Genomic DNA, 18,911 nt, shown 5'->3' with positions numbered 1-18,911 from the left:
GGCTGACCGCTCGGTTCTCGCGATTGGCGACGTGGCGGGCCCTCGCTATAGTCAGGGCCCCTTATCCGGAGTTCCCCGATGTCCCAGATCACCATCGAACGCAGCCATTCGCTCGGCCTGGAAGGCGCTCGCCAGAAAGCCGACCAGCTGGCGGAAAAACTCACGCGCGACTATGGGGTGGCCTGCGCCTGGGAAGGCGATACCCTGACATTCACGCGCAGCGGCGTAGACGGGCGGATCGAGGTCGGTGAAGACCGGGTGCGGGTACTTGCGACCCTGGGCATGATGTTCTCGATGCTCAGTGGCCAGATCGAAAAGGAAATCGAGCGCAAGCTGGACAAGGCCCTGGCGGCCTGAGCCAGCGCTAGAGCATCAGCTTGACCGCGCTGACGTGCGGATCCCGCGTCTTGCCGGCGCGGGCCAGCTGCTCCAGGTAGTCGGCCCAGAGCTGGTCGCGACGACTGCCCAGTTCATAGAGATAGTCCCAGCTGAACAGGCCGCTGTCGTGGCCGTCGTCGAAGGTCAGCTTGATGGCGTAGCGCCCCGCTGGTTCCACGGCGGTGATGCCGACCTGCTGCTTGCCCCACTGCAATACCGGATTGCCGTGTCCCTGGACCTCGGCCGAGGGCGAATGCACCCGCAGGAATTCGGCGGGCAGCTCGAAGGTTTCCGCGCCATAGCTGACGCTGAGGATCTTGGAGGCCTTGTGGAGCTGGATGGCGGTAGGGGTACGCATGCTGAGGTTCTCTGGGCGGCGATTCAGTCTTTGCTTGAGGCCAACGCGGCCCTGACGGTCCGCCGATGTGGCCGCTCTTAGCAACCGCTGTAGGTTGGGTTGAGCGCAGCGAAGCCCACCATGGGTTCAGGGCGCAGGCAACGTTGGGCTTCGACGATAGAGCTGTCTCAACCCAACCTACGGTCTGTTGCAGCCATGGCCGCGTCAACCAGGCATCAGGCCTGCCGTCACAGTATATAGCGCGACAGGTCTTCGTCCTGGGCCAGTTCGCCCAGATGGCCGTTCACATAGGCCGCGTCGATGACGATGGGTTCGCCATTCTGCTGGCCGGCGAGATCGGCGGCGCTGAAGGACACCTCTTCCAGCAGGCGCTCCAGCAGGGTATGCAGGCGGCGGGCACCGATGTTCTCGGTCTTCTCGTTGACCTGCCAGGCGATCTCGGCGATGCGGGTGATGCCGTCGGCGGCGAATTCCACCAGCAGCCCCTCGGTCTTGAGCAGTTCGCGATACTGCTCGGTGAGGGAGGCATGGGGCTCGGTGAGGATGCGCTCGAAGTCCTGCGGGGTCAGCGCCTTGAGTTCGACGCGAATCGGCAGACGACCCTGCAGCTCCGGTACCAGATCGCTGGGCTTGGACAGGTGGAAGGCACCCGAGGCGATGAACAGGATGTGGTCGGTCTTGACCATGCCCAGTTTGGTGTTGACGGTGCAGCCCTCGATCAGCGGCAGCAGGTCACGCTGCACCCCTTCGCGGGAAACATCGGCACCGCTGGTGTTGCCACGCTTGGCGACCTTGTCGATCTCGTCGATGAAGACGATGCCGTGCTGCTCGACGGCTTCCAGGGCGCGGCCCTTGAGTTCTTCCTCGTTGACCAGGCGCGCGGCTTCTTCGTCGCGCACCAGCTTGAGCGCTTCCTTGACCTTGAGCTTGCGCTGCTTGGTCTTGCCCTTGTGCATGCCGGCGAAGAGATTCTGCAGCTGGCTGGTCATCTCCTCCATGCCGGGCGGCGTCATGATCTCGACGCCAGCGGGGGCATCGGCCACCTCGATGTCGATTTCCTTGTCGTCCAGCTGGCCTTCGCGCAGGCGCTTGCGGAACAGCTGACGGGTGTTGCTATCGGTGGCGGTCGGCTGGGGTTCGTTGCTGAAGCCCACCGAAGGCCGCGCCGGCGGCAGCAGGGCATCGAGGATGCGCTCTTCGGCGGCATCTTCGGCGCGATGGCGGTTACGCACCATTTCCTGTTCACGCAGCATCTTCACCGCGGCATCGGCCAGGTCACGGATGATGGACTCGACGTCGCGGCCGACATAGCCGACCTCGGTGAACTTGGTGGCTTCCACCTTGAGGAAGGGGGCGTTGGCCAGCTTGGCCAGACGCCGGGCGATCTCGGTCTTGCCCACACCCGTGGGGCCTATCATCAGGATGTTCTTGGGCGTGACCTCGGGGCGCAGCTCGACGGGCAGCTGCATGCGCCGCCAGCGGTTGCGCAGGGCGATGGCCACGGCGCGCTTGGCGTCGTCCTGGCCGATGATGTGGCGGTTGAGTTCGTGGACGATCTCGCGGGGGGTCATGGACATGGGCAGTCTCTAAACCGGATCACGCCTGGGGCGCGTCCAGCTCCTCGATGGTCAGGTTGCGGTTGGTGAACACGCAGATGTCACCGGCGATATTCAGCGAGGTCTCGGCGATCTCGCGGGCACTGAGGTCGGTATGCATGAGCAGGGCGCGGGCGGCGGCCTGGGCATAGGCGCCACCGGAGCCCATGGCGATCAGGCCTTCTTCGGGTTCCACCACGTCGCCGTTGCCGGTGATGATCAGGGAGGCGTCCTTGTTGGCGACCGCCAGCATGGCTTCCAGGCGGCGCAGGGCACGGTCGGTGCGCCAGTCCTTGGCCAGCTCGACGGCGGCGCGGACCAGATGACCCTGGTGCTTTTCGAGTTGCGCCTCGAAGCGCTCGAAGAGGGTAAAGGCGTCGGCGGTACCGCCAGCGAAACCGGCCAGCACCTCGCCCCGGTACAGCCGCCGGACTTTCTTGGCATTGCCTTTCATGACGGTGTTGCCCAGGGAAACCTGGCCGTCGCCGCCGATCACGACCTTGCCGTTGCGGCGTACAGAAACGATGGTGGTCAAGGGAATCTCTCCGCGTTGCTTGGGGCATCGGCCCCGGTTACGCGGAGATATGGGGATGGCCGCGGCGCCCTTCAAGCATCACGGCGAGGGGATTCGCCGGGCGAGAGCCGGTTCACGGCCTGGCGAGCTAGCGCCAGACCGGGCGAAAAAACCTGAGGACCCGGAGTTATAGGCATTCCAGAGGTCTTTTCACTCCGTCTGGCCGACGTGCAACCGGCCGTGGACCGGTTTCAGTGACCGCGGCGTTGCTGCAGCAACAGATTCTTGAAGCCGCTGCCGGCGAGTTGTTTCTGCGCCTGGGTCAGCTGATCACGATCGCTGTAGGGACCTACCAGCACTCGGTACCAGGTGTCGTCCTTGACCTTGCCCGACTCCACCCGCACGTCCTGGCCGAGCATGATGATTTGGGCGCGGACGCGGTCGGCATCGGCCTGGGTACGGAAGGAGCCGGCCTGGAGGAAGAACAGGGTCACCGGCGGCTGGGCCTTGGTGGTGGCTTCCTTGGGCGGCGTCGCAGCGGGCTGGCCCGGAGCGGTGCCTGGCGTGATCGGCGTCGCGGTGGTCGGCTGGCCGGGCTGCGCCGGGGTCGCCGCGGCATCCGGTTTGGCCGGAGTGGTCGGCTTGGCGGCCGGTGTGCGCGGCACGGCGTCCGGCGGCACGATCACCTCGGATTCGGGCAGCAGGGTATAGAAGTCGTACTTGGGCTTGATCGGCGTGGGCGGCGTGCCTTCGGTCTTGCCAGCAGCGGTCGACGCCTTGCCGTTGCCCGCCGCGGCCGCCGGACGGCCTTCTTCCGGCTTGGCGCGCTGCACCGCCTTGTTGCCCGGTTCGAGCTTCATCAGGAACACGACGAAGGCGCCGATGGCCAGACCCGACGCGAGCCAGACCCAGCCGGGCAGGGGCTGTTTCTTGGGAGCCGAGGTATTGCGACTGGCGCCGCGCTTGGGTGGGGCTTTCTTGGCCATCAGGCGGTGATCCGTCTCTTACATGCGTTCCAGGGTATGCAGGCCGAGCAGTTCCAGGCCCTGCTTGAGGGTGCGTCCGGTGAGCGCGGCCAGCCGCAGGCGGCTCTGGCGCAGCTCGGGATCCTCGGCGGTCAGGATCGGGCAGTTCTCGTAGAAGCTGGAGAACAGCCCGGCCAGGTCATAGAGGTAGCTGCACAGCAGGTGCGGGGTGCCCTTGTCGGCGACGCTGGCGAGGATCTCGCCGAATTGCGCCAGGCGGCCGCCCAGGTCCTGCTCCTGCGGGGCGTCCAGGCGGATGCGGCCGGTGGGCTCGCTCTGCCCGGCCTTGCGCAGCACGCTGGCGACCCGGGTGTAGGCGTACAGCAGGTAGGGCGCGGTGTTGCCCTCGAAGCTGAGCATCTGCTCGAAGTTGAAGCTGTAGTCGCTGGTGCGGTGCTTGGACAGGTCGGCGTACTTGACCGAGGCGATACCCACCACGCGGCCGATGTGGCGCAGTTCGTCTTCGCTGAAGGGCGTCTCGCCACGCTCGGCGCGTCCGGCATTGCGCTCCTTGACCAGTTGGTAGGCACGCTCTTCGGCTTCGTCGAGCAGGTCGACCAGCTTGACGGTGCCGCCATCACGGGTCTTGAAGGGGCGGCCATCGGCGCCGTTCATGGTGCCGAAGCCCATGTGTTCGAGTTGCATGGCCGGATCGACGAAGCCGGCACGGCGCGCGACCTCGAAGGCCATCTGGAAGTGCAGGGCCTGGCGCTGGTCGACGAAGTAGAGCGCGCGATCGGCCTGCAGCTGGCGGCTGCGATAGCGCATGGCTGCCAGGTCGGTGGTGGAATAGAGATAGCCACCGCCGGCCTTCTGTACGATCACCGGCAGCGGATTGCCCTCGGCGTTCTTGAATTCGTCGAGGAAGACGCAACGGGCGCCGTCGCTTTCGGTTAGCAGTCCGGCGGCCTCCAGATCGGCGACCACCTGGGCCAGGTCGTCGTTGTAGGCGCTCTCGCCCTTGACGTCAGCTGGGGTCAGCTTGACGTTGAGGCGGTCATAGACCTCCTGGCAGTGGGACAGGGAGACGGCATTGAAGCGCTCCCAGAGGCGCAGGCAGTGGGCATCGCCCGCCTGCAGCGCCACTACCAGCTCGCGGGCCCGCGCGGCGAACTCCGGCGAGGCGTCGAAGCGGCCCTTGGCCGCGCGGTAGAAGACCTCCAGGTCGGCCAGCTCGCCTTCGGCGGCCTGGGGCTGTTCTTCCATGTAGGCCAGCAGCATGCCGAACTGGGTACCCCAGTCGCCGACGTGGTTCTGGCGGATCACCTCGTCGCCGAGGAATTCCAGCACCCGCGCCACGGCGTCGCCGATGATGGTGGATCTCAGGTGGCCGACGTGCATCTCCTTGGCCAGGTTCGGCGAGGAGAGGTCCACCACCACGCGCTGGCGTGGGTCGTGCGTGGGCACGCCCAGTTGCGGATCGGCGAAGGCCGCATCCAGCCGCGCGGCCAGTTGCGCGTGATTTTGGAAGAAGTTAAGAAAGCCGGGGCCGGCGATCTCCACCTTGCTCACCGCCGGATCGGCGGGCAGGGCGGCCAGCAGCTTCTCGGCCAGGTCACGGGGCTTGGCGCGGGCCGGCTTGGCGAGCAGCAGGGCGACGTTGCTGGCGAAGTCGCCGTGGCTCTTGTCCTTGGTGTTCTCGACCTGGATGGCCGGCGCCACGTCGGCCGGCAGGGTGCCGTCGGCGATCAAGCGGTCGAGGGCGTGCTGGATGAGCTGGCGGATGCTGTCTTTCATGGTCATTGGCCTTCGGCGTGCGCCGGGCGCGCACTGCGATGAAAACCCGGCATTATCCGTGGCGAGCCCGGCCTTGCCAATGGTAAGAGCCTGTTCAACGTCTCGCGAGCTAGAGCCAAACAAGGCGGAAATGCCTGAGGAAGCGGAGTTTACGAGTGGTAAATGAGCATTCCGAAGGCATTTCTAACGCCGCTTGGCCGACGCGCAGCAGACGCTGAACAGGCTCTAAGCCAATGCCGCTAGAAGAGATCGATGGGATCCACATCCAGCGACCAGCGCACCTGGCGGGCTTCGGGCAGGCTTTCCAGCTGGACGACCCAGATGCCCAGCAGCCGGTGCAGAGGCGCACGGCTGCTGCTCTGCAGCAGCAGCTGGGCGCGATGGCGACCGGCGCGCCGCTCCATGGGCGCCGGTACCGGGCCGAGCAACTCCACCTGGGGCAGGGCGAGATTGACCGCCAGGCCTTCGGCGACGTGATAGGCCGCTTCGAGAAAATTCTCCACCTGATCCTGGCGATGGGCATCGGCGCGCAGCAGCGCCAGATAGGCGAAGGGCGGCAGACCGGCGGCGCGGCGCTCCTGCAGCGCCTGGCGGGCAAAGGCCGGATAGCCTTCCTCGGCCAGCTGCACCATCAGCGGATGATCGGCCAGGTGGGTCTGGATCAGCACCTGGCCCGGTTCCTCGGCGCGCCCGGCGCGCCCGGCGACCTGGACGATCTGCTGCGCCATGCGCTCGCTGGCGCGGAAGTCGGCGGAAAACAGCCCACTGTCGGCGTCCAGCACGGCCACCAGGGTCACCTTGGGAAAGTGGTGCCCCTTGGCGAGCATCTGGGTGCCGACCAGGATGCAGGGCACCCCGCTATGAATGGTGCGCAAGAGCTTGCCCAGGGCGTCCTTGCGCGCGGTGGTGTCGCGGTCGATGCGCAGCACCGGGATGTCCGGGAAGAGCAGCTGCAGGCGTTCCTCGGCGCGCTCAGTGCCGGCGCCCACCGGGCGCAGGTCGAGCTTGCCGCAGGAAGGGCAATGACGCGGCGGCGCCTGGCGGTGATCACAGTGATGGCAGCGCAGCTCGCCGGAGCCGCGGTGGTAGGTCATGCGCGCATCGCAGCGCGGGCACTGGGCCAGCCAACCGCAGTCGTGGCAGAGCAGGGTAGGGGCGAAGCCTCGTCGATTGAGGAACACCAGCACCTGCTGGCCGCGCTCCAGGGTCGCGCCCATGGCCTTGAGCAGTGGCTGGGACAGACCGCTGTCGAGCGGGCGACTGCGCACGTCCAGGCGCTCGAAGCGTGGCGGCTGGGCACCGCCGGCGCGCAGTGACAGGCGCAGGTGGGCATAGCGCCCCTGATCGGCGTTGTGCAGGCTCTCCAGCGAAGGGGTGGCCGAGCCCAGCACCACCGGTAGATGCTCGAAGCGTGCGCGGACCACGGCCAGGTCACGGGCGTGGTACCTGAGGCCTTCCTGCTGTTTATAGGAGGCGTCGTGTTCTTCGTCGACGATGATCAGCCCGGGGTACTTGAGCGGGGTGAACAGCGCCGAGCGGGTGCCCACCACGATATCCAGTTCGCCATCGCGAGCGGCCAGCCAGATGTCCATCCGCTCGCGATCGGTCAGCGCCGAGTGCAGCAGGGCGATGCGCGCATTGAAGCGCTGCTCGAAGCGGCCCAGGGTCTGGGGGCCCAGGTTGATCTCGGGAATCAAGAGCAGCGCCTGGCGTCCCGCTTCCAGGGTGGCGCGGATCAGCTGCAGATAGACCTCGGTCTTGCCGCTGCCGGTCACACCTTCCAGCAGATAGCAGTGGAAGCCGCTGCCGGCGCGGACCGCTTCGTAGGCCAGGCGCTGCTCGCCGTTGAGCGGCAATTCGGCCTGGGCGAGCCAGGAGCCCTGGTGCCGGGTCGGCTGGTGATAGCGGGTCTCCACCTTGACCAGGCCCTTGGCCTGGAGGAGGTCGAGACTGTCCTTGACCAGGCCGAGCTGGCCGAGCAATTCGTGCAGCACGCCATGGGGATGCTGGCGCAGGGTCTTGAGCGCCTCGCGCTGGCGCGGCGCCCGGGCCAGGCGTGGATCTTCCGGGCGGGCATCGGGCTGGGCGATCCAGAAACGCTGCAGCCGGCGCTCGGCCGGCTCCCCCTGACGCAAAAGGGCAGGAAGTGCCCAGCTCAGGGTGTCGCCGAGGCTGTGCTGATAGTACTGGGCGGACCACTGGCAGAGTTCGAACAGGGTGCTGGGCAGCGGCGGGCGCTCGTCGAGCAGTTGCAGGGCCTTGCGCAGCTTGTCCGGCGGCACCTCGGTTTCCTGGGCCACCTCGATCAGCACCCCGACCACCTCACGGCGACCGAAGGGCACCCGCAGTCGCACGCCGGGGCGCAACTGCTCCTCCACCGCGCCCTTGGGCGGCAGATAGTCGAACAGGCGGCGCAGGGGGGAAGGCAGCGCCAGGCGCAGGATCAGGGGCACGGCAGGGCTCACAGACGTAAAGCCCGATGGTAGCAGACAGGCGGTGAGGGGGCTGCTTGCGCCTCCTATCCGCTCTGGTATGATTTACAGCCCAAATCTGTGCGGTATCCGGCAATGGCGCCGGGTGGCGGCACAGCTAGACCCCGAGGATAGTTCCATGAAAGCTGATATCCATCCGCAGTACGATGCCATCGAAGCCACCTGCAGCTGTGGCAACGTCATCAAGACCCGCTCGACCCTGAGCAAGAACATTCACCTGGACGTCTGCTCCGAATGCCACCCGTTCTACACCGGCAAGCAGAAGGTCCTGGACGCTGGCGGCCGTATTGATCGCTTCAAGCAGCGCTTCGGCGTGTTCGGCAGCAGCAAGTAATGCGCTGCCGTCGACCATCTCCGCATGGTTCGACACTGAAAAAGGCGTCCCTCTGGGGCGCCTTTTTCGTTTCTACCCTGGCAATTGCGCCGCTGGCCCTGGCCGCGGCGTGCCCCTTGCTGCCGGGCGGCCAGGAGGTCGAGGTGCGGCAGGTGGTGGACGGCGATACCCTGCGCCTGGTCGATGGTCGCTCCGTGCGCCTGATCGGCATCAACGCACCGGAGTTGGGCAGGTCCGGCGGCACGGCGCAGTCCTATGCCGAGGATGCGCGTCGACGCCTGCAGGCGCTGGTGGACGCCAGTGACGACCGCCTGCGCCTGGTCCCGGGTCGCGAGGCGACCGACCACTACGGTCGTACCCTGGCCCATCTCTATGACCGCCAGGGCCGCAATCTCGAAGCCCAGTTGATCGCCGAGGGTCTCGGCTACGCGGTGGCCATCGCGCCCAATACCCGACTGGCCGGCTGTCAGGTCGCGGCGGAAGGCGCGGCGCGCAAGGCTCGACTCGGTGTTTGGAAAAAGGACCCCACCCTTTCCGCCACGCATATCCAGGAGAGTGGTTTCGCCGTGGTGCAGGGGCGCCTGCAGGGGATCGAACGCAACCGGGGCGGACTCTGGCTGCAGTTCGACGGCGATCTGGTGGTCAATGTGCCGAATCGCTTTGTGAATGCCTTCGCTGAGCTGCCACTGCAGCAATGGATCGGGCGCCAGCTCGAGGCACGGGGCTGGATCGTCGATCGCAGCCGTCGCCAGGAAGCGGGGCGGGCACGCTGGCAGCTGACCCTGAGCGATCCGCACATGCTGGGTTTGCGGGTTGAATCGTTTTAGCCGAAAGTCGTATTGCGATTGATTTCAGGCATATGGCCGATTGCTTGTGGCACCTTGAGTCTTTGCGTATTCTCGCCCGACCCAAGACCCACACCACGCGGATATACCAATAATGTCTGATCTCAAAACCGCCGCCCTCGAATACCATGCTCAGCCGCGTCCCGGCAAACTCAGCGTCGAGCTGACCAAGCCCACCGCGACCGCTCGTGACCTTTCCCTGGCCTACAGCCCCGGCGTCGCCGAACCGGTCCGCGAGATCGGCCGCGATCCCGAACTGGCCTACCGCTACACCGGCAAAGGCAACCTGGTCGCCGTGATCTCCGACGGTACCGCCATCCTCGGCCTGGGCAACCTCGGCCCGCTGGCCTCCAAGCCGGTGATGGAAGGCAAGGGCGTGCTGTTCAAGCGCTTCGCCGGTGTGGACGTCTTCGACATCGAGGTGGACGCCGAGAGCCCCCAGGCCTTCATCGACACCGTCAAGCGCATCTCCATCACCTTCGGTGGCATCAACCTGGAAGACATCAAGGCGCCCGAGTGCTTCGAGATCGAGCGCGCCTTGATCGAACAGTGCGACATCCCGGTCTTCCACGATGACCAGCACGGCACCGCCATCGTCACCGCCGCCGGCATGCTCAACGCCCTGGAAATCGCCGGCAAGCGCCTGGAAGACGCCAAGATCGTCTGCCTGGGTGCCGGTGCCGCCGCCATCTCCTGCATGCGCCTGCTGGCGAGCATGGGCGCCAAGGTCGAGAACATCTACATGATCGACCGTCAGGGCGTGGTCCACAGCGGCCGCAACGACCTGAACCAGTACAAGGCGGCCTTCGCCACCGAGACCAGCAAGCGCACCCTGGACGACGCCCTCGAAGGCGCTGACGTCTTCGTCGGTCTGTCCGGCCCCAACCTGCTGTCGGCCGAAGGCCTCAAGCGCATGGCGGCCAACCCTATCGTCTTCGCCTGCTCCAACCCGGATCCGGAAATCACCCCCGAGCTGGCCCACGCCACGCGCGACGACGTGATCATGGCCACCGGTCGTTCCGACTATCCGAACCAAGTCAACAACGTCCTGGGCTTCCCCTTCATCTTCCGTGGTGCCCTGGACGTCCGCGCCCGGGTCATCAACGAAGAGATGAAGATCGCCGCCGCCCTGGCCCTGCGCGACCTGGCCAAGCTGCCGGTGCCCAAGGAAGTCTGCGCCGCCTACAACGTCGATAGCCTGAGCTTCGGTCGTGAGTACATCATTCCCAAGCCCATGGATGCTCGTCTGATCACCCTGGTATCCGATGCCGTGGCCAAGGCCGCCATCGAGACCGGCGTGGCCACGCTGCCCTACCCGGCGAACTATCCGCTGAAGTCGGTGGATGACGTCTTCGCCAAGTAAGGCCCGAAGCAATAAAAAACCCCGCCACGGCGGGGTTTTTTATTGGCTGGAGATCAGAAGATGTCCATGGGCACGTTTTCGCTGGAGGGCAGCGGCGTGCCGGGCGCCACGCCGGGCGGCAGTTCGTCCAGGCTCGGCGGGGTGTCCTCGCTCTTGAACAGCTCGAAATAGGCGTTGGGCGTACCGGGCGGCGCGGCGCGACCGGTGGTGGGGTCGACGCGGATGGAGACGATGCCGTCCGGTTCCTTGAGCTGATGCGGCGGCTTGTCCTTGAGCGCGGCACCCATGTAGCTCATCCAGATCGGCAGGGCCACGGTACCGCCGAATTCCTGGCGGCCCAGGGTCTCGGGTTGGTCGAAGCCGGCCCAGACCGTGGTCACGTAGTCACCGTTGTAGCCGGAGAACCAGGTGTCCTTGGATTCGTTGGTGGTGCCGGTCTTGCCGGCCAGGTCGTTGCGGCCCAGTTCCAGCGCCTTGCGGCCGGTGCCGCGCTTGATCACGTCCTGCAGCATGCTGTTCATGATGAAGGCGTTGCGCGGATCGATGACCTGGGGGGCGAACACCGGCGCCGGATTGGCCGGGTCGGCGGCGGCGGTGTCGGCCGCCGGCGTGACCTCGACGCCCGGCGCGGTCGTGGCCTGCGCCTGCTGGGGCACCCGTGGCGCGGCCATGCGATAGACCACCTTGCCGTCGCGATCGGTCACGTGATCGACCACGTAGGGTGTCACCTTGTAGCCCTCGTTGGCGAACACCGACCAGCCGGTGGCCACTTCCAGCGGCGTCAGGCCCGGGGTGCCGAGAGCGAGCGACAGGTTGCGCGGCAACTGGTCGCGCTCGAAGCCGAAACGACTGACGTAATCCAGCGCATAGTCGATGCCGATGGCCTGCAGCACCCGGATGGACACCAGGTTGCGCGAGCGATAGAGGGCCTCGCGCAGGCGGATTGGGCCGAGGAAGGTGTTGTTGTCGTTCTTTGGCCGCCAGGCTTCGTCGGGATTCTCGTCCATGAAGACGATGGGCGCATCGTTGACCAGGCTGGCGGCGGTAAAGCCCTTCTCCAGCGCAGCGCTGTAGATGAACGGCTTGAAGCTGGAACCGGGCTGGCGCCGGGCCTGGGTGGCGCGGTTGTAGTTGCTCTGCTCGAAGGAGAAGCCGCCGATCAGGGCGCGAATGGCGCCATCCTGGGGGTCGAGGGAGACCAGGGCGCTCTGCGCCTTGGGAATCTGCGAGAACTTCAGGCTGCCATCGTCCTGGCGCTGCACCCGGATCAGGTCGCCGACCTTGACCACGTCGGCCGGACCGTTCGGGCGTGGCCCCAGGCTGTTGGCGCTGAGGTAGGGGCGTGCCCATTTCATCGAGTCCCAGGAGACCGCCTCTTCCTTGCCCTCGCGGGTCAGGACCAGGATGCCGCTCTTTTCCACCTGGGTGACCAGGGCCGGATCCTGACCGCCGACGATGCGCTGCTTCTGGATCAGCGCGGTCCATTCGGCGCGGCTGCGATTGGGCCACTGGGCCTCGGGGCCGCGATAGCCGTGCCGGCGGTCGTAATCGGTCAGGCCGTCACGTACGGCTTCGAACGCATCCGTCTGCAGCCGGCTGTCGATGGTGGTGTAGACCTGGTAGCCATCGGTGTAGGCATCGCCACCATAGCGACCAACCATTTCCGCCCGTGCCATCTCGGCGATGTAGGGGGCGTTGAGCTCAGGCACGGCGACGTGATGATAGGCCTCGAGCGGCTCGGCGATGCCGGCCTGGTAGGCCGCCTGATCGATATAACCGAGCTTGAACATGCGTTCGAGAATCCAATTGCGTCTTTCCAGGCTACGCTCAGGATTAGCGACCGGGTTGTAACGCGACGGCGCCTTGGGCAGACCGGCGATCATCGCCATCTGGGCGACGGTCAGGTCCTTGATGGACTTGCCGTAGTAGACCTGGGCGGCGGCCTCGATGCCGTAGGCGCGGTTACCCAGGTAGATCTTGTTGACATAGAGCTCGAGGATCTCGTCCTTGGTCAGTTGGCGCTCGATTTGCAGCGCCAGGAGGATCTCGGTGAATTTGCGCGAGAAGCTGCGCTCGCTGGTCAGGAAGTAGTTCTTGGCGACCTGCATGGTAATGGTGCTGCCACCGGTCTGGATGTGTCCGGTCTTGACCAGCTGGCTCACTGCCCGTGCCAGGCTTTTCACATCCACGCCATAGTGATTGGCGAAGTTGTCATCCTCGGCGGAGAGCAGGGCATGGATGAAATCGGGCGGTATCTCGTTGAAACGCAGCGGCGAGCGGCGCATTTCGCCGAATTCGGCGATGAGTTTGCCGTCCGCGCTGAACACCCGCAGAGGGATCTGCAGTTGCACGTTACGCAGGGCATCGATGGAGGGCAGGCTGGGGCTGAGGTAGAGGAAGGCACCGCTGAGACCCAGCAACAGGCTGCAGACCAGGGCGACCAACGACCACCAGAAAAATTTCAGAACACGCATCAAGAGACTTTTCGAATGGAAAGAAGGAAAGGGCGACAGGTGACGGTCAGCCTACACGGCGTCGCCATTATAGGCGCGTTTGGCGGTTGGCCGCTATTTGCTCGGGTGTCAAGTCTGTTATCTAATGCCCGTCCGCGGAAGACCACCGTCGCTCATAGGGAACTGATGTGCTAGGGCTATTCAGAAAGAAGGCGAATACGCTGCTGGGTATCGACGTCAGTTCGACATCCGTGAAACTCATCGAGTTGAGCCGTGCAGGCGGGCGCTACCGGGTGGAAGCCTATGCGGTCGAACCCCTGCCGGCTAATGCCGTGGTGGAAAAGAACATCGCCGAGCTGGAGGGCGTGGGCCTCGCCATCGGCAGGGTGCTGGTCAAGGCGCGCAGTTCCGCGCGCAGCGCCGCCGTGGCCGTCTCTGGCTCGGCGGTGATCGCCAAGACCATCGAGATGGATGCCGGCCTCACCGACGACGAGCTGGAAAACCAGATCAAGCTGGAAGCTGACCAGTACATTCCCTATCCGCTGGACGAGGTCGCCATCGACTTCGAGGTGCAGGGGCCGTCGCCACGCAACGCCGAGCGCGTCGAGGTGCTGCTGGCCGCTTGCCGGAAGGAAAACGTCGAGGTCCGCGAAGCGGCCCTGGCGCTGGCCGGCGTCTCGGCCAAGGTGGTCGACGTCGAGGCCTATGCCCTGGAGCGTGCCTACCAGTTGCTGGCCAATCAGCTCGGCGGCCATGTCGACGACCTGACCGTGGCGGTGGTCGACATTGGCGCCACCATGACCACCCTGAGCGTGCTGCACAACGGCAAGACCATCTACACCCGCGAGCAGCTGTTTGGCGGCCGCCAGCTCACCGAAGAGATCCAGCGCCGCTACGGCCTGTCGGTGGAGGAGGCCGGTCTGGCCAAGAAGCAGGGTGGCCTGCCTGACGACTACCAGAGCGAGGTACTGACGCCCTTCCGCGAGGCGGTGGTGCAGCAGGTGGCGCGCTCGCTGCAGTTCTTTTTCGCCGCCGGGCAATACAATGATGTGGACTACATCTTGCTTGCTGGAGGAACCGCGTCAATTTCCGGACTCGACCGCTTGATCCAGCAGAAAATCGGCACCCCCACGGTCCTGGCCAATCCCTTCGCCGACATGACCGTCAGCAACAAGGTCAATGCGGCGGCCCTGGCGGGTGACGCCCCGGCGCTGATGATCGCCTGCGGCCTGGCCATGAGGAGTTTCGACTAGATGGCCCGCATCAACCTCTTGCCCTGGCGGGAGCAGCTGCGCGAAGAAAGGCGCAAGCAGTTCCTGGTGATCCTGGGCGGCATCTTCGTGCTCTCGTGCGGCGCCGTGTTTCTCGGGGATCAGTACCTGTCCGGCGAGATCGCCCGTCAGGAGGCGCGCAATGCCTTCATCCAGCAGAACATCGCCCAGCTGGACGTGCGCATCAAGGAGATCAGCGAGCTCAAGACCCGGCGCCAGCAACTGCTGGCACGGATGAAGATCATCCAGGACCTGCAGGGCAACCGCCCGGTCATCGGCCACGTCTTCGATCAACTGGTGCGCACCCTGCCGGACGGCGTGTACTTCCGCGAGCTGAAGATGCAGGGCGACACCCTGTCCATCAGCGGCGAGGCGGAATCCAACAACCGGGTCTCCAACCTGATGCGTAATCTGGACGCCTCCGACTGGTTCGCTTCGCCTACGCTGATCGAGGTGAAGGCGACCACTGCCGGGGCGGTGGATCAGGCCAACACCTTCCAGCTCACCGTCAAGCAGACCCAGCCCGGCGCACCTGCTGCACCGGCCCCAGTCGCCCAGGGAGGCAAACCATGAGTCTCGCCGATTCCCTGGCCAGCCTGCGCAAGGTCGACATCAACGAACTCAGCCTGGAGAACCTCGGTTCCTGGCCCAAGCCGGTCAAGGTCATCGCCTGCCTGCTGATCGTGCTGGTGGTGCTCCTGCTCGGCTATCAGTTCCACCTCAGCGACATGCAGGCGCAGCTGGACAGCCAGCGCACCCAGGAAGAGACCCTCAAGCAGCAATACGCCAGCAAGGCCTTCCAGGCCGCCAATCTGGATGCCTACAAGCAGCAGATGGTCGAGATGGAAGAGTCCTTCGGCGCGCTGCTGCGTCAGCTGCCCGGCGATACCGAGGTGCCGGCGCTGCTGGAGGACATCACCCGGACCGGCCTGGGCAGTGGCCTGGAATTCGAGCAGATCAAGCTCCTGCCCGAGGTGACCCAGCAGTTCTATGTGGAGTTGCCGATCCAGATCACCGTGGTGGGCAACTATCATGACCTGGCGACCTTCGTCAGCAGCGTCTCCAGCCTGCCGCGCATCGTCACCCTGCACGACTTCGACCTCAAGCCGGTGGATGACCGAAACGCCAATGGCGGCGGCACGGTATCCGGGACCGGTGGCAAGTTGCGCATGAACGTCCTGGCCAAGACCTATCGCTACAACGACAAGGGGCTCGGCAAATGAGGACGCCTCTGTTGCTCTGCCTGCTGACCGGCGTGCTGGTCGGCTGCGGTTCCAGCGATACCAGCGATCTGCAGGCCTTCATGGACGAAACCCGCGCCAAGCCGCGCGGTTCCATCGAGCCGCTGCCGCAGTTCCGCGCCTACGAACCCTTCACCTATGCCGCTGCGGCGCTGCGCAGCCCCTTCCAGGCGCCGGTACGCATCGACCCCACGGTGCGCCAGCGCGGGACCGGCAACATCAAGCCGGACGTGAATCGGCCGAAGCAGTTTCTCGAAGGCTTCAACATCGAGACCTTCAGCATGGTGGGCATCCTGGCCAACGCCAGTGGCCGCTATGCGCTGGTCAACGGCGCCGGGGGCGTACATCGCGTCAAGGTGGGGGACTACCTGGGCCGCAATGACGGGCGCATCACCAAGATCACCGACGGTGAGATCGACGTGATCGAAATCGTCCCGGATGGCGAGGGTGGCTGGCTGGAACGGCCGCGCACCATCACCTTGAAGGAAAAGACTTAATGGGCGGGGCAAGTACAGTGAAGACGAATAGCGCAAGACGGCTGGGACTGGGATTGGCCTTGTTGCTGGGTAGCCTGGCCGGCCAGGTCCTGGCCGCCGATCTGCAGGCCTTGAACGTCGCCTCCCTGCCCGGGGATCGCATCGAACTCAAGCTGACCTTCGATCAGCCGGTGCCGATCCCCAAGGGCTACACCATCGAGCAGCCGGCGCGGATCGCCCTGGACCTGCCCGGCGTGGCCAACAAGCTGGGTACCAAGAGCCGCGAGCTGGGCAATGGCAATGCCCGCAGCGTGACGGTGGTCGAGGCGGGCAACCGGACCCGGCTGATCATCAACCTCACCAATCTGGCCAGCTACGACACCCGTGCCGACGGTCGCAACCTGTTCGTTACCATCGGCGGCACCGCGGGTCGCCAGGCGGCCGGCGCCCAGGCCAACCTGACGCCGAATCTGCCGCGCGCCGCGGCGCCGGCCACCGTGACCGCGCCGTCGTCCGCCCCGCTGCCCAGCGCCGTCACCCGCACGCCGCTGCCGCCGACCCAGGCCTCTTCCACCGTGGCGGCCATGACCGCGCCGCGGCCGCAACTGCGCGGCAAGGCGATCCGTCATCTCGACTTCCAGCGGGGTCCCCAGGGCGAGGGCAACGTGGTCATCGACCTGAGCGAGACCGGCATCAACCCGGACATCCAGGAGCAGGGCGGCAAGATCCGCCTGACCTTCGCCGGCACTCAGTTGCCCGAGGAGTTGCGGGTACGGCTGGACGTCAAGGACTTCGCCACCCCGGTGCAGTTCGTCAACGCCTCCGCCGACAGCAGCGGGGCGTCCATCGTCATCGAGCCGACCGGGACCTACGACTACCTGGCCTACCAGACCAACAATCGCCTGACCCTGAGCGTCAAGCCGCTCACCACCGAGGAAAAGGAAAAGCGCGCAGCCGATCGCTTCACCTACACCGGCGAAAAGCTGTCGCTGAACTTCCAGGACATCGACGTCCGCTCGGTGCTGCAGCTGATCGCCGACTTCACCAACCTCAACCTGGTGGCGAGCGACACCGTGCAGGGCAACATCACCCTGCGCCTGCAGAACGTACCCTGGGATCAGGCGCTGGACTTGATCCTCAAGACCAAGGGCCTGGACAAGCGCCAGATCGGCAACGTGCTGCTGGTCGCGCCGGCCGACGAGATCGCCGCGCGTGAGCGCCAGGAGCTGGAATCCCAGAAACAGATCCAGCAGCTCGCTCCCCTGCGGCGCGACCTGATCCAGGTCAACTATGCCAAGGCCGCCGACATCGCCAAGTTGTTCCAGTCGGTGACCAGTGCCGACAAGACCGCCGACGAGCGTGGCTCCATCTCGGTGGACGAGCGTACCAACAGCATCATCGCCTACCAGACCCAGAATCGCCTGGACGAACTGCGGCGCATCGTCTCGCAGCTGGACATCCCGGTACGTCAGGTGATGATCGAGGCGCGGCTGGTGGAAGCCAACGTCGACTACAGCAAGCAGCTGGGCGTTCGCTGGGGCGGCAATACTCGCCAGGGCAATTTCGCGGTCTATGGCAAGGATGGCGCGACGACCGTTGATAGCACCACTAACCAGGCTTTCCTGCCTGGAACCAGTACCATCGGTAACGTCACCTCTGCCACTGGCCTCGCGCCCACGCCCTTCGTGGACATGGGCGTCTCCGGCAGCACTTCGGGCATCGGCATCGGTTTCATGGCTGGTGGTCAGATGCTCGACCTGCAGCTGTCCGCTCTGCAATCCAGCGGCAATGGCGAGATCATCTCCCAGCCCAAGGTGGTGACCTCGGACAAGGAGACCGCCAAGATCCTGCGCGGTACCGAAATCCCCTACCAGGAAGCCAGCTCCAGCGGTGCCACCAGCACCAGCTTCAAGCAGGCCGCTCTGTCGCTGGAGGTCACGCCGCAGATCACTCCGGACAACCGCATCATCATGGAGGTCAAGGTCAACAAGGATGCACCTGACTACCAGAACGCGCTCAATGGCGTGCCGCCGATCAGCAAGAACGAGGTCAATGCCAAGGTCCTGGTGAGCGATGGCGAGACCATCGTGCTGGGCGGGGTGTTCTCCAACACCCAGACCAAGTCCACCACCAAGGTGCCGATGCTGGGGGATATTCCCTATGTCGGTCGGCTGTTCCGCCGGGATTCGGTCACCGACAGCAAAGTCGAGCTGCTGATCTTCCTCACGCCGCGTATCATGAACAACCAGGCGATAGCGGTTGGTCGATGACATAAGTGCGTAATCTGTTTCTCGTAGGACCGATGGGCTCGGGCAAGAGCACCATCGGCCGGCTCCTGGCGAAGGAATTGCGGCTGCCGTTCAAGGATTCCGACAAGGTAATCGAAGAACGCACCGGTGCCGACATCCCCTGGATCTTCGATGTGGAAGGCGAGCAGGGCTTTCGCGAGCGCGAACGCGCCGCGATCGCCGAGCTGTGCGCGGAGAACGGCCTGGTGATGGCCACCGGTGGGGGCGCCGTGCTGCGCGAGGACAATCGCCAGGCGCTCAAGCGTGGCGGGCGGGTCATCTACCTGCATGCCTCCATCGAGCAACAGATCGAGCGCACCTCCCGGGATCGCAATCGACCGCTGCTGCAGACCGCCGATCCCGCGGCGGTGCTGCGCAATCTCATGGCCATGCGCGATCCGCTGTATCGGGAGATCGCCGACATCATCATCGAGACCGACGAGCGGCCCCCCCGGATGGTCGTGCTGCAGATACTCGACCGTCTGAAAGCCCTGGCACCGCATTAAAGCTGCGAGCGTTCTGCGCTATGCTAGGCGCCCTT

The 18,911-nt window shown here is 65.4% G+C and carries 17 protein-coding genes; 10 read left to right on the top strand and 7 right to left on the bottom strand.

Features of this window, described 5'->3' with window-relative positions:
- Window positions 1–78: 78 nt before the first annotated feature.
- Window positions 79–357, top strand: a complete 279-nt coding sequence (locus AX284_RS09730; RefSeq protein WP_017641037.1) for a polyhydroxyalkanoic acid system family protein — start codon at window positions 79–81, stop codon at window positions 355–357.
- A gap of 7 nt (window positions 358–364) precedes the next feature.
- Here the strand turns inward: AX284_RS09730 and AX284_RS09725 are convergent, their stop codons facing one another.
- From AX284_RS09725 to AX284_RS09700, 6 genes are all read right to left on the bottom strand, one after another.
- Entirely contained in the window at window positions 365–736 is a 372-nt protein-coding gene (locus AX284_RS09725; RefSeq protein WP_017641036.1) for a gamma-butyrobetaine hydroxylase-like domain-containing protein, read from the bottom strand.
- Window positions 737–963: 227 nt separating this feature from the next.
- Complete coding sequence (hslU, locus tag AX284_RS09720) at window positions 964–2,313, bottom strand: ATP-dependent protease ATPase subunit HslU (protein ID WP_068384945.1); 1,350 nt, start codon at window positions 2,311–2,313, stop codon at window positions 964–966.
- Between the two features lie 19 nt (window positions 2,314–2,332).
- A complete protein-coding gene (gene hslV / locus AX284_RS09715; protein ID WP_017641034.1) occupies window positions 2,333–2,866 on the bottom strand; it encodes an ATP-dependent protease subunit HslV in 534 nt (177 codons plus the stop codon).
- Window positions 2,867–3,096: 230 nt separating this feature from the next.
- Window positions 3,097–3,834 (bottom strand): SPOR domain-containing protein, encoded by a 738-nt coding sequence (locus AX284_RS09710; RefSeq protein ID WP_068384942.1) that lies wholly within the window; start codon window positions 3,832–3,834, stop codon window positions 3,097–3,099.
- A 15-nt stretch (window positions 3,835–3,849) separates the two neighbouring features.
- On the bottom strand, window positions 3,850–5,607 hold the full coding sequence (argS, locus tag AX284_RS09705; RefSeq protein ID WP_068385134.1) for an arginine--tRNA ligase: 1,758 nt from the start codon (window positions 5,605–5,607) through the stop codon (window positions 3,850–3,852).
- A gap of 239 nt (window positions 5,608–5,846) precedes the next feature.
- A complete protein-coding gene (locus AX284_RS09700) occupies window positions 5,847–8,060 on the bottom strand; it encodes a primosomal protein N' (protein ID WP_068384939.1) in 2,214 nt (737 codons plus the stop codon).
- A 157-nt stretch (window positions 8,061–8,217) separates the two neighbouring features.
- Between AX284_RS09700 and rpmE the strand changes: the two genes are divergently transcribed.
- The 3 genes from rpmE to AX284_RS09685 all read left to right on the top strand — a co-directional run bounded on the left by rpmE (window position 8,218) and on the right by AX284_RS09685 (window position 10,641).
- Window positions 8,218–8,433 carry a 50S ribosomal protein L31 gene (gene rpmE / locus AX284_RS09695; protein WP_007161618.1) on the top strand — a complete coding sequence of 72 codons (216 nt, stop codon included), beginning with the start codon at window positions 8,218–8,220 and terminating at the stop codon, window positions 8,431–8,433.
- Window positions 8,433–9,260, top strand: a complete 828-nt coding sequence (locus tag AX284_RS09690) for a thermonuclease family protein (protein ID WP_068384937.1) — start codon at window positions 8,433–8,435, stop codon at window positions 9,258–9,260. Before rpmE ends, AX284_RS09690 begins: the two co-directional genes overlap by 1 nt.
- A gap of 112 nt (window positions 9,261–9,372) precedes the next feature.
- Window positions 9,373–10,641, top strand: coding sequence for a malic enzyme-like NAD(P)-binding protein (locus AX284_RS09685; protein ID WP_017641029.1), 1,269 nt, complete (start codon window positions 9,373–9,375; stop codon window positions 10,639–10,641).
- A gap of 53 nt (window positions 10,642–10,694) precedes the next feature.
- On the opposite strand, the gene AX284_RS09680 is transcribed toward AX284_RS09685, so the two are convergent.
- Complete coding sequence (locus tag AX284_RS09680) at window positions 10,695–13,115, bottom strand: penicillin-binding protein 1A (RefSeq protein WP_017641028.1); 2,421 nt, start codon at window positions 13,113–13,115, stop codon at window positions 10,695–10,697.
- 167 nt (window positions 13,116–13,282) lie between these two features.
- Between AX284_RS09680 and AX284_RS09675 the strand changes: the two genes are divergently transcribed.
- The 6 genes from AX284_RS09675 to aroK are packed head-to-tail and all read left to right on the top strand — an operon-like array spanning window position 13,283 to window position 18,876.
- Window positions 13,283–14,347 (top strand): pilus assembly protein PilM, encoded by a 1,065-nt coding sequence (locus AX284_RS09675; RefSeq protein ID WP_026083838.1) that lies wholly within the window; start codon window positions 13,283–13,285, stop codon window positions 14,345–14,347.
- A complete protein-coding gene (locus AX284_RS09670; protein WP_068384934.1) occupies window positions 14,348–14,938 on the top strand; it encodes a PilN domain-containing protein in 591 nt (196 codons plus the stop codon).
- The gene (gene pilO, locus AX284_RS09665; RefSeq protein WP_017641025.1) at window positions 14,935–15,588 is read left to right on the top strand and encodes a type 4a pilus biogenesis protein PilO; all 654 of its coding nucleotides are present in this window, start codon (window positions 14,935–14,937) and stop codon (window positions 15,586–15,588) included. The genes AX284_RS09670 and pilO overlap by 4 nt, the downstream gene beginning before the upstream one ends.
- The gene (locus tag AX284_RS09660; RefSeq protein WP_026083837.1) at window positions 15,585–16,103 is read left to right on the top strand and encodes a pilus assembly protein PilP; all 519 of its coding nucleotides are present in this window, start codon (window positions 15,585–15,587) and stop codon (window positions 16,101–16,103) included. Before pilO ends, AX284_RS09660 begins: the two co-directional genes overlap by 4 nt.
- Complete coding sequence (gene pilQ / locus AX284_RS09655; RefSeq protein WP_064309269.1) at window positions 16,103–18,352, top strand: type IV pilus secretin PilQ; 2,250 nt, start codon at window positions 16,103–16,105, stop codon at window positions 18,350–18,352. The genes AX284_RS09660 and pilQ overlap by 1 nt, the downstream gene beginning before the upstream one ends.
- Before the next feature lie 5 nt (window positions 18,353–18,357).
- On the top strand, window positions 18,358–18,876 hold the full coding sequence (gene aroK / locus AX284_RS09650) for a shikimate kinase AroK (protein ID WP_026083835.1): 519 nt from the start codon (window positions 18,358–18,360) through the stop codon (window positions 18,874–18,876).
- Window positions 18,877–18,911: the final 35 nt, after the last annotated feature.

The organism is Pseudomonas sp. HUK17 (genome assembly GCF_001566765.1).
Note: the sequence above shows the minus strand (reverse complement) of the source record. Positions and strands in the feature narration are given on the sequence as shown.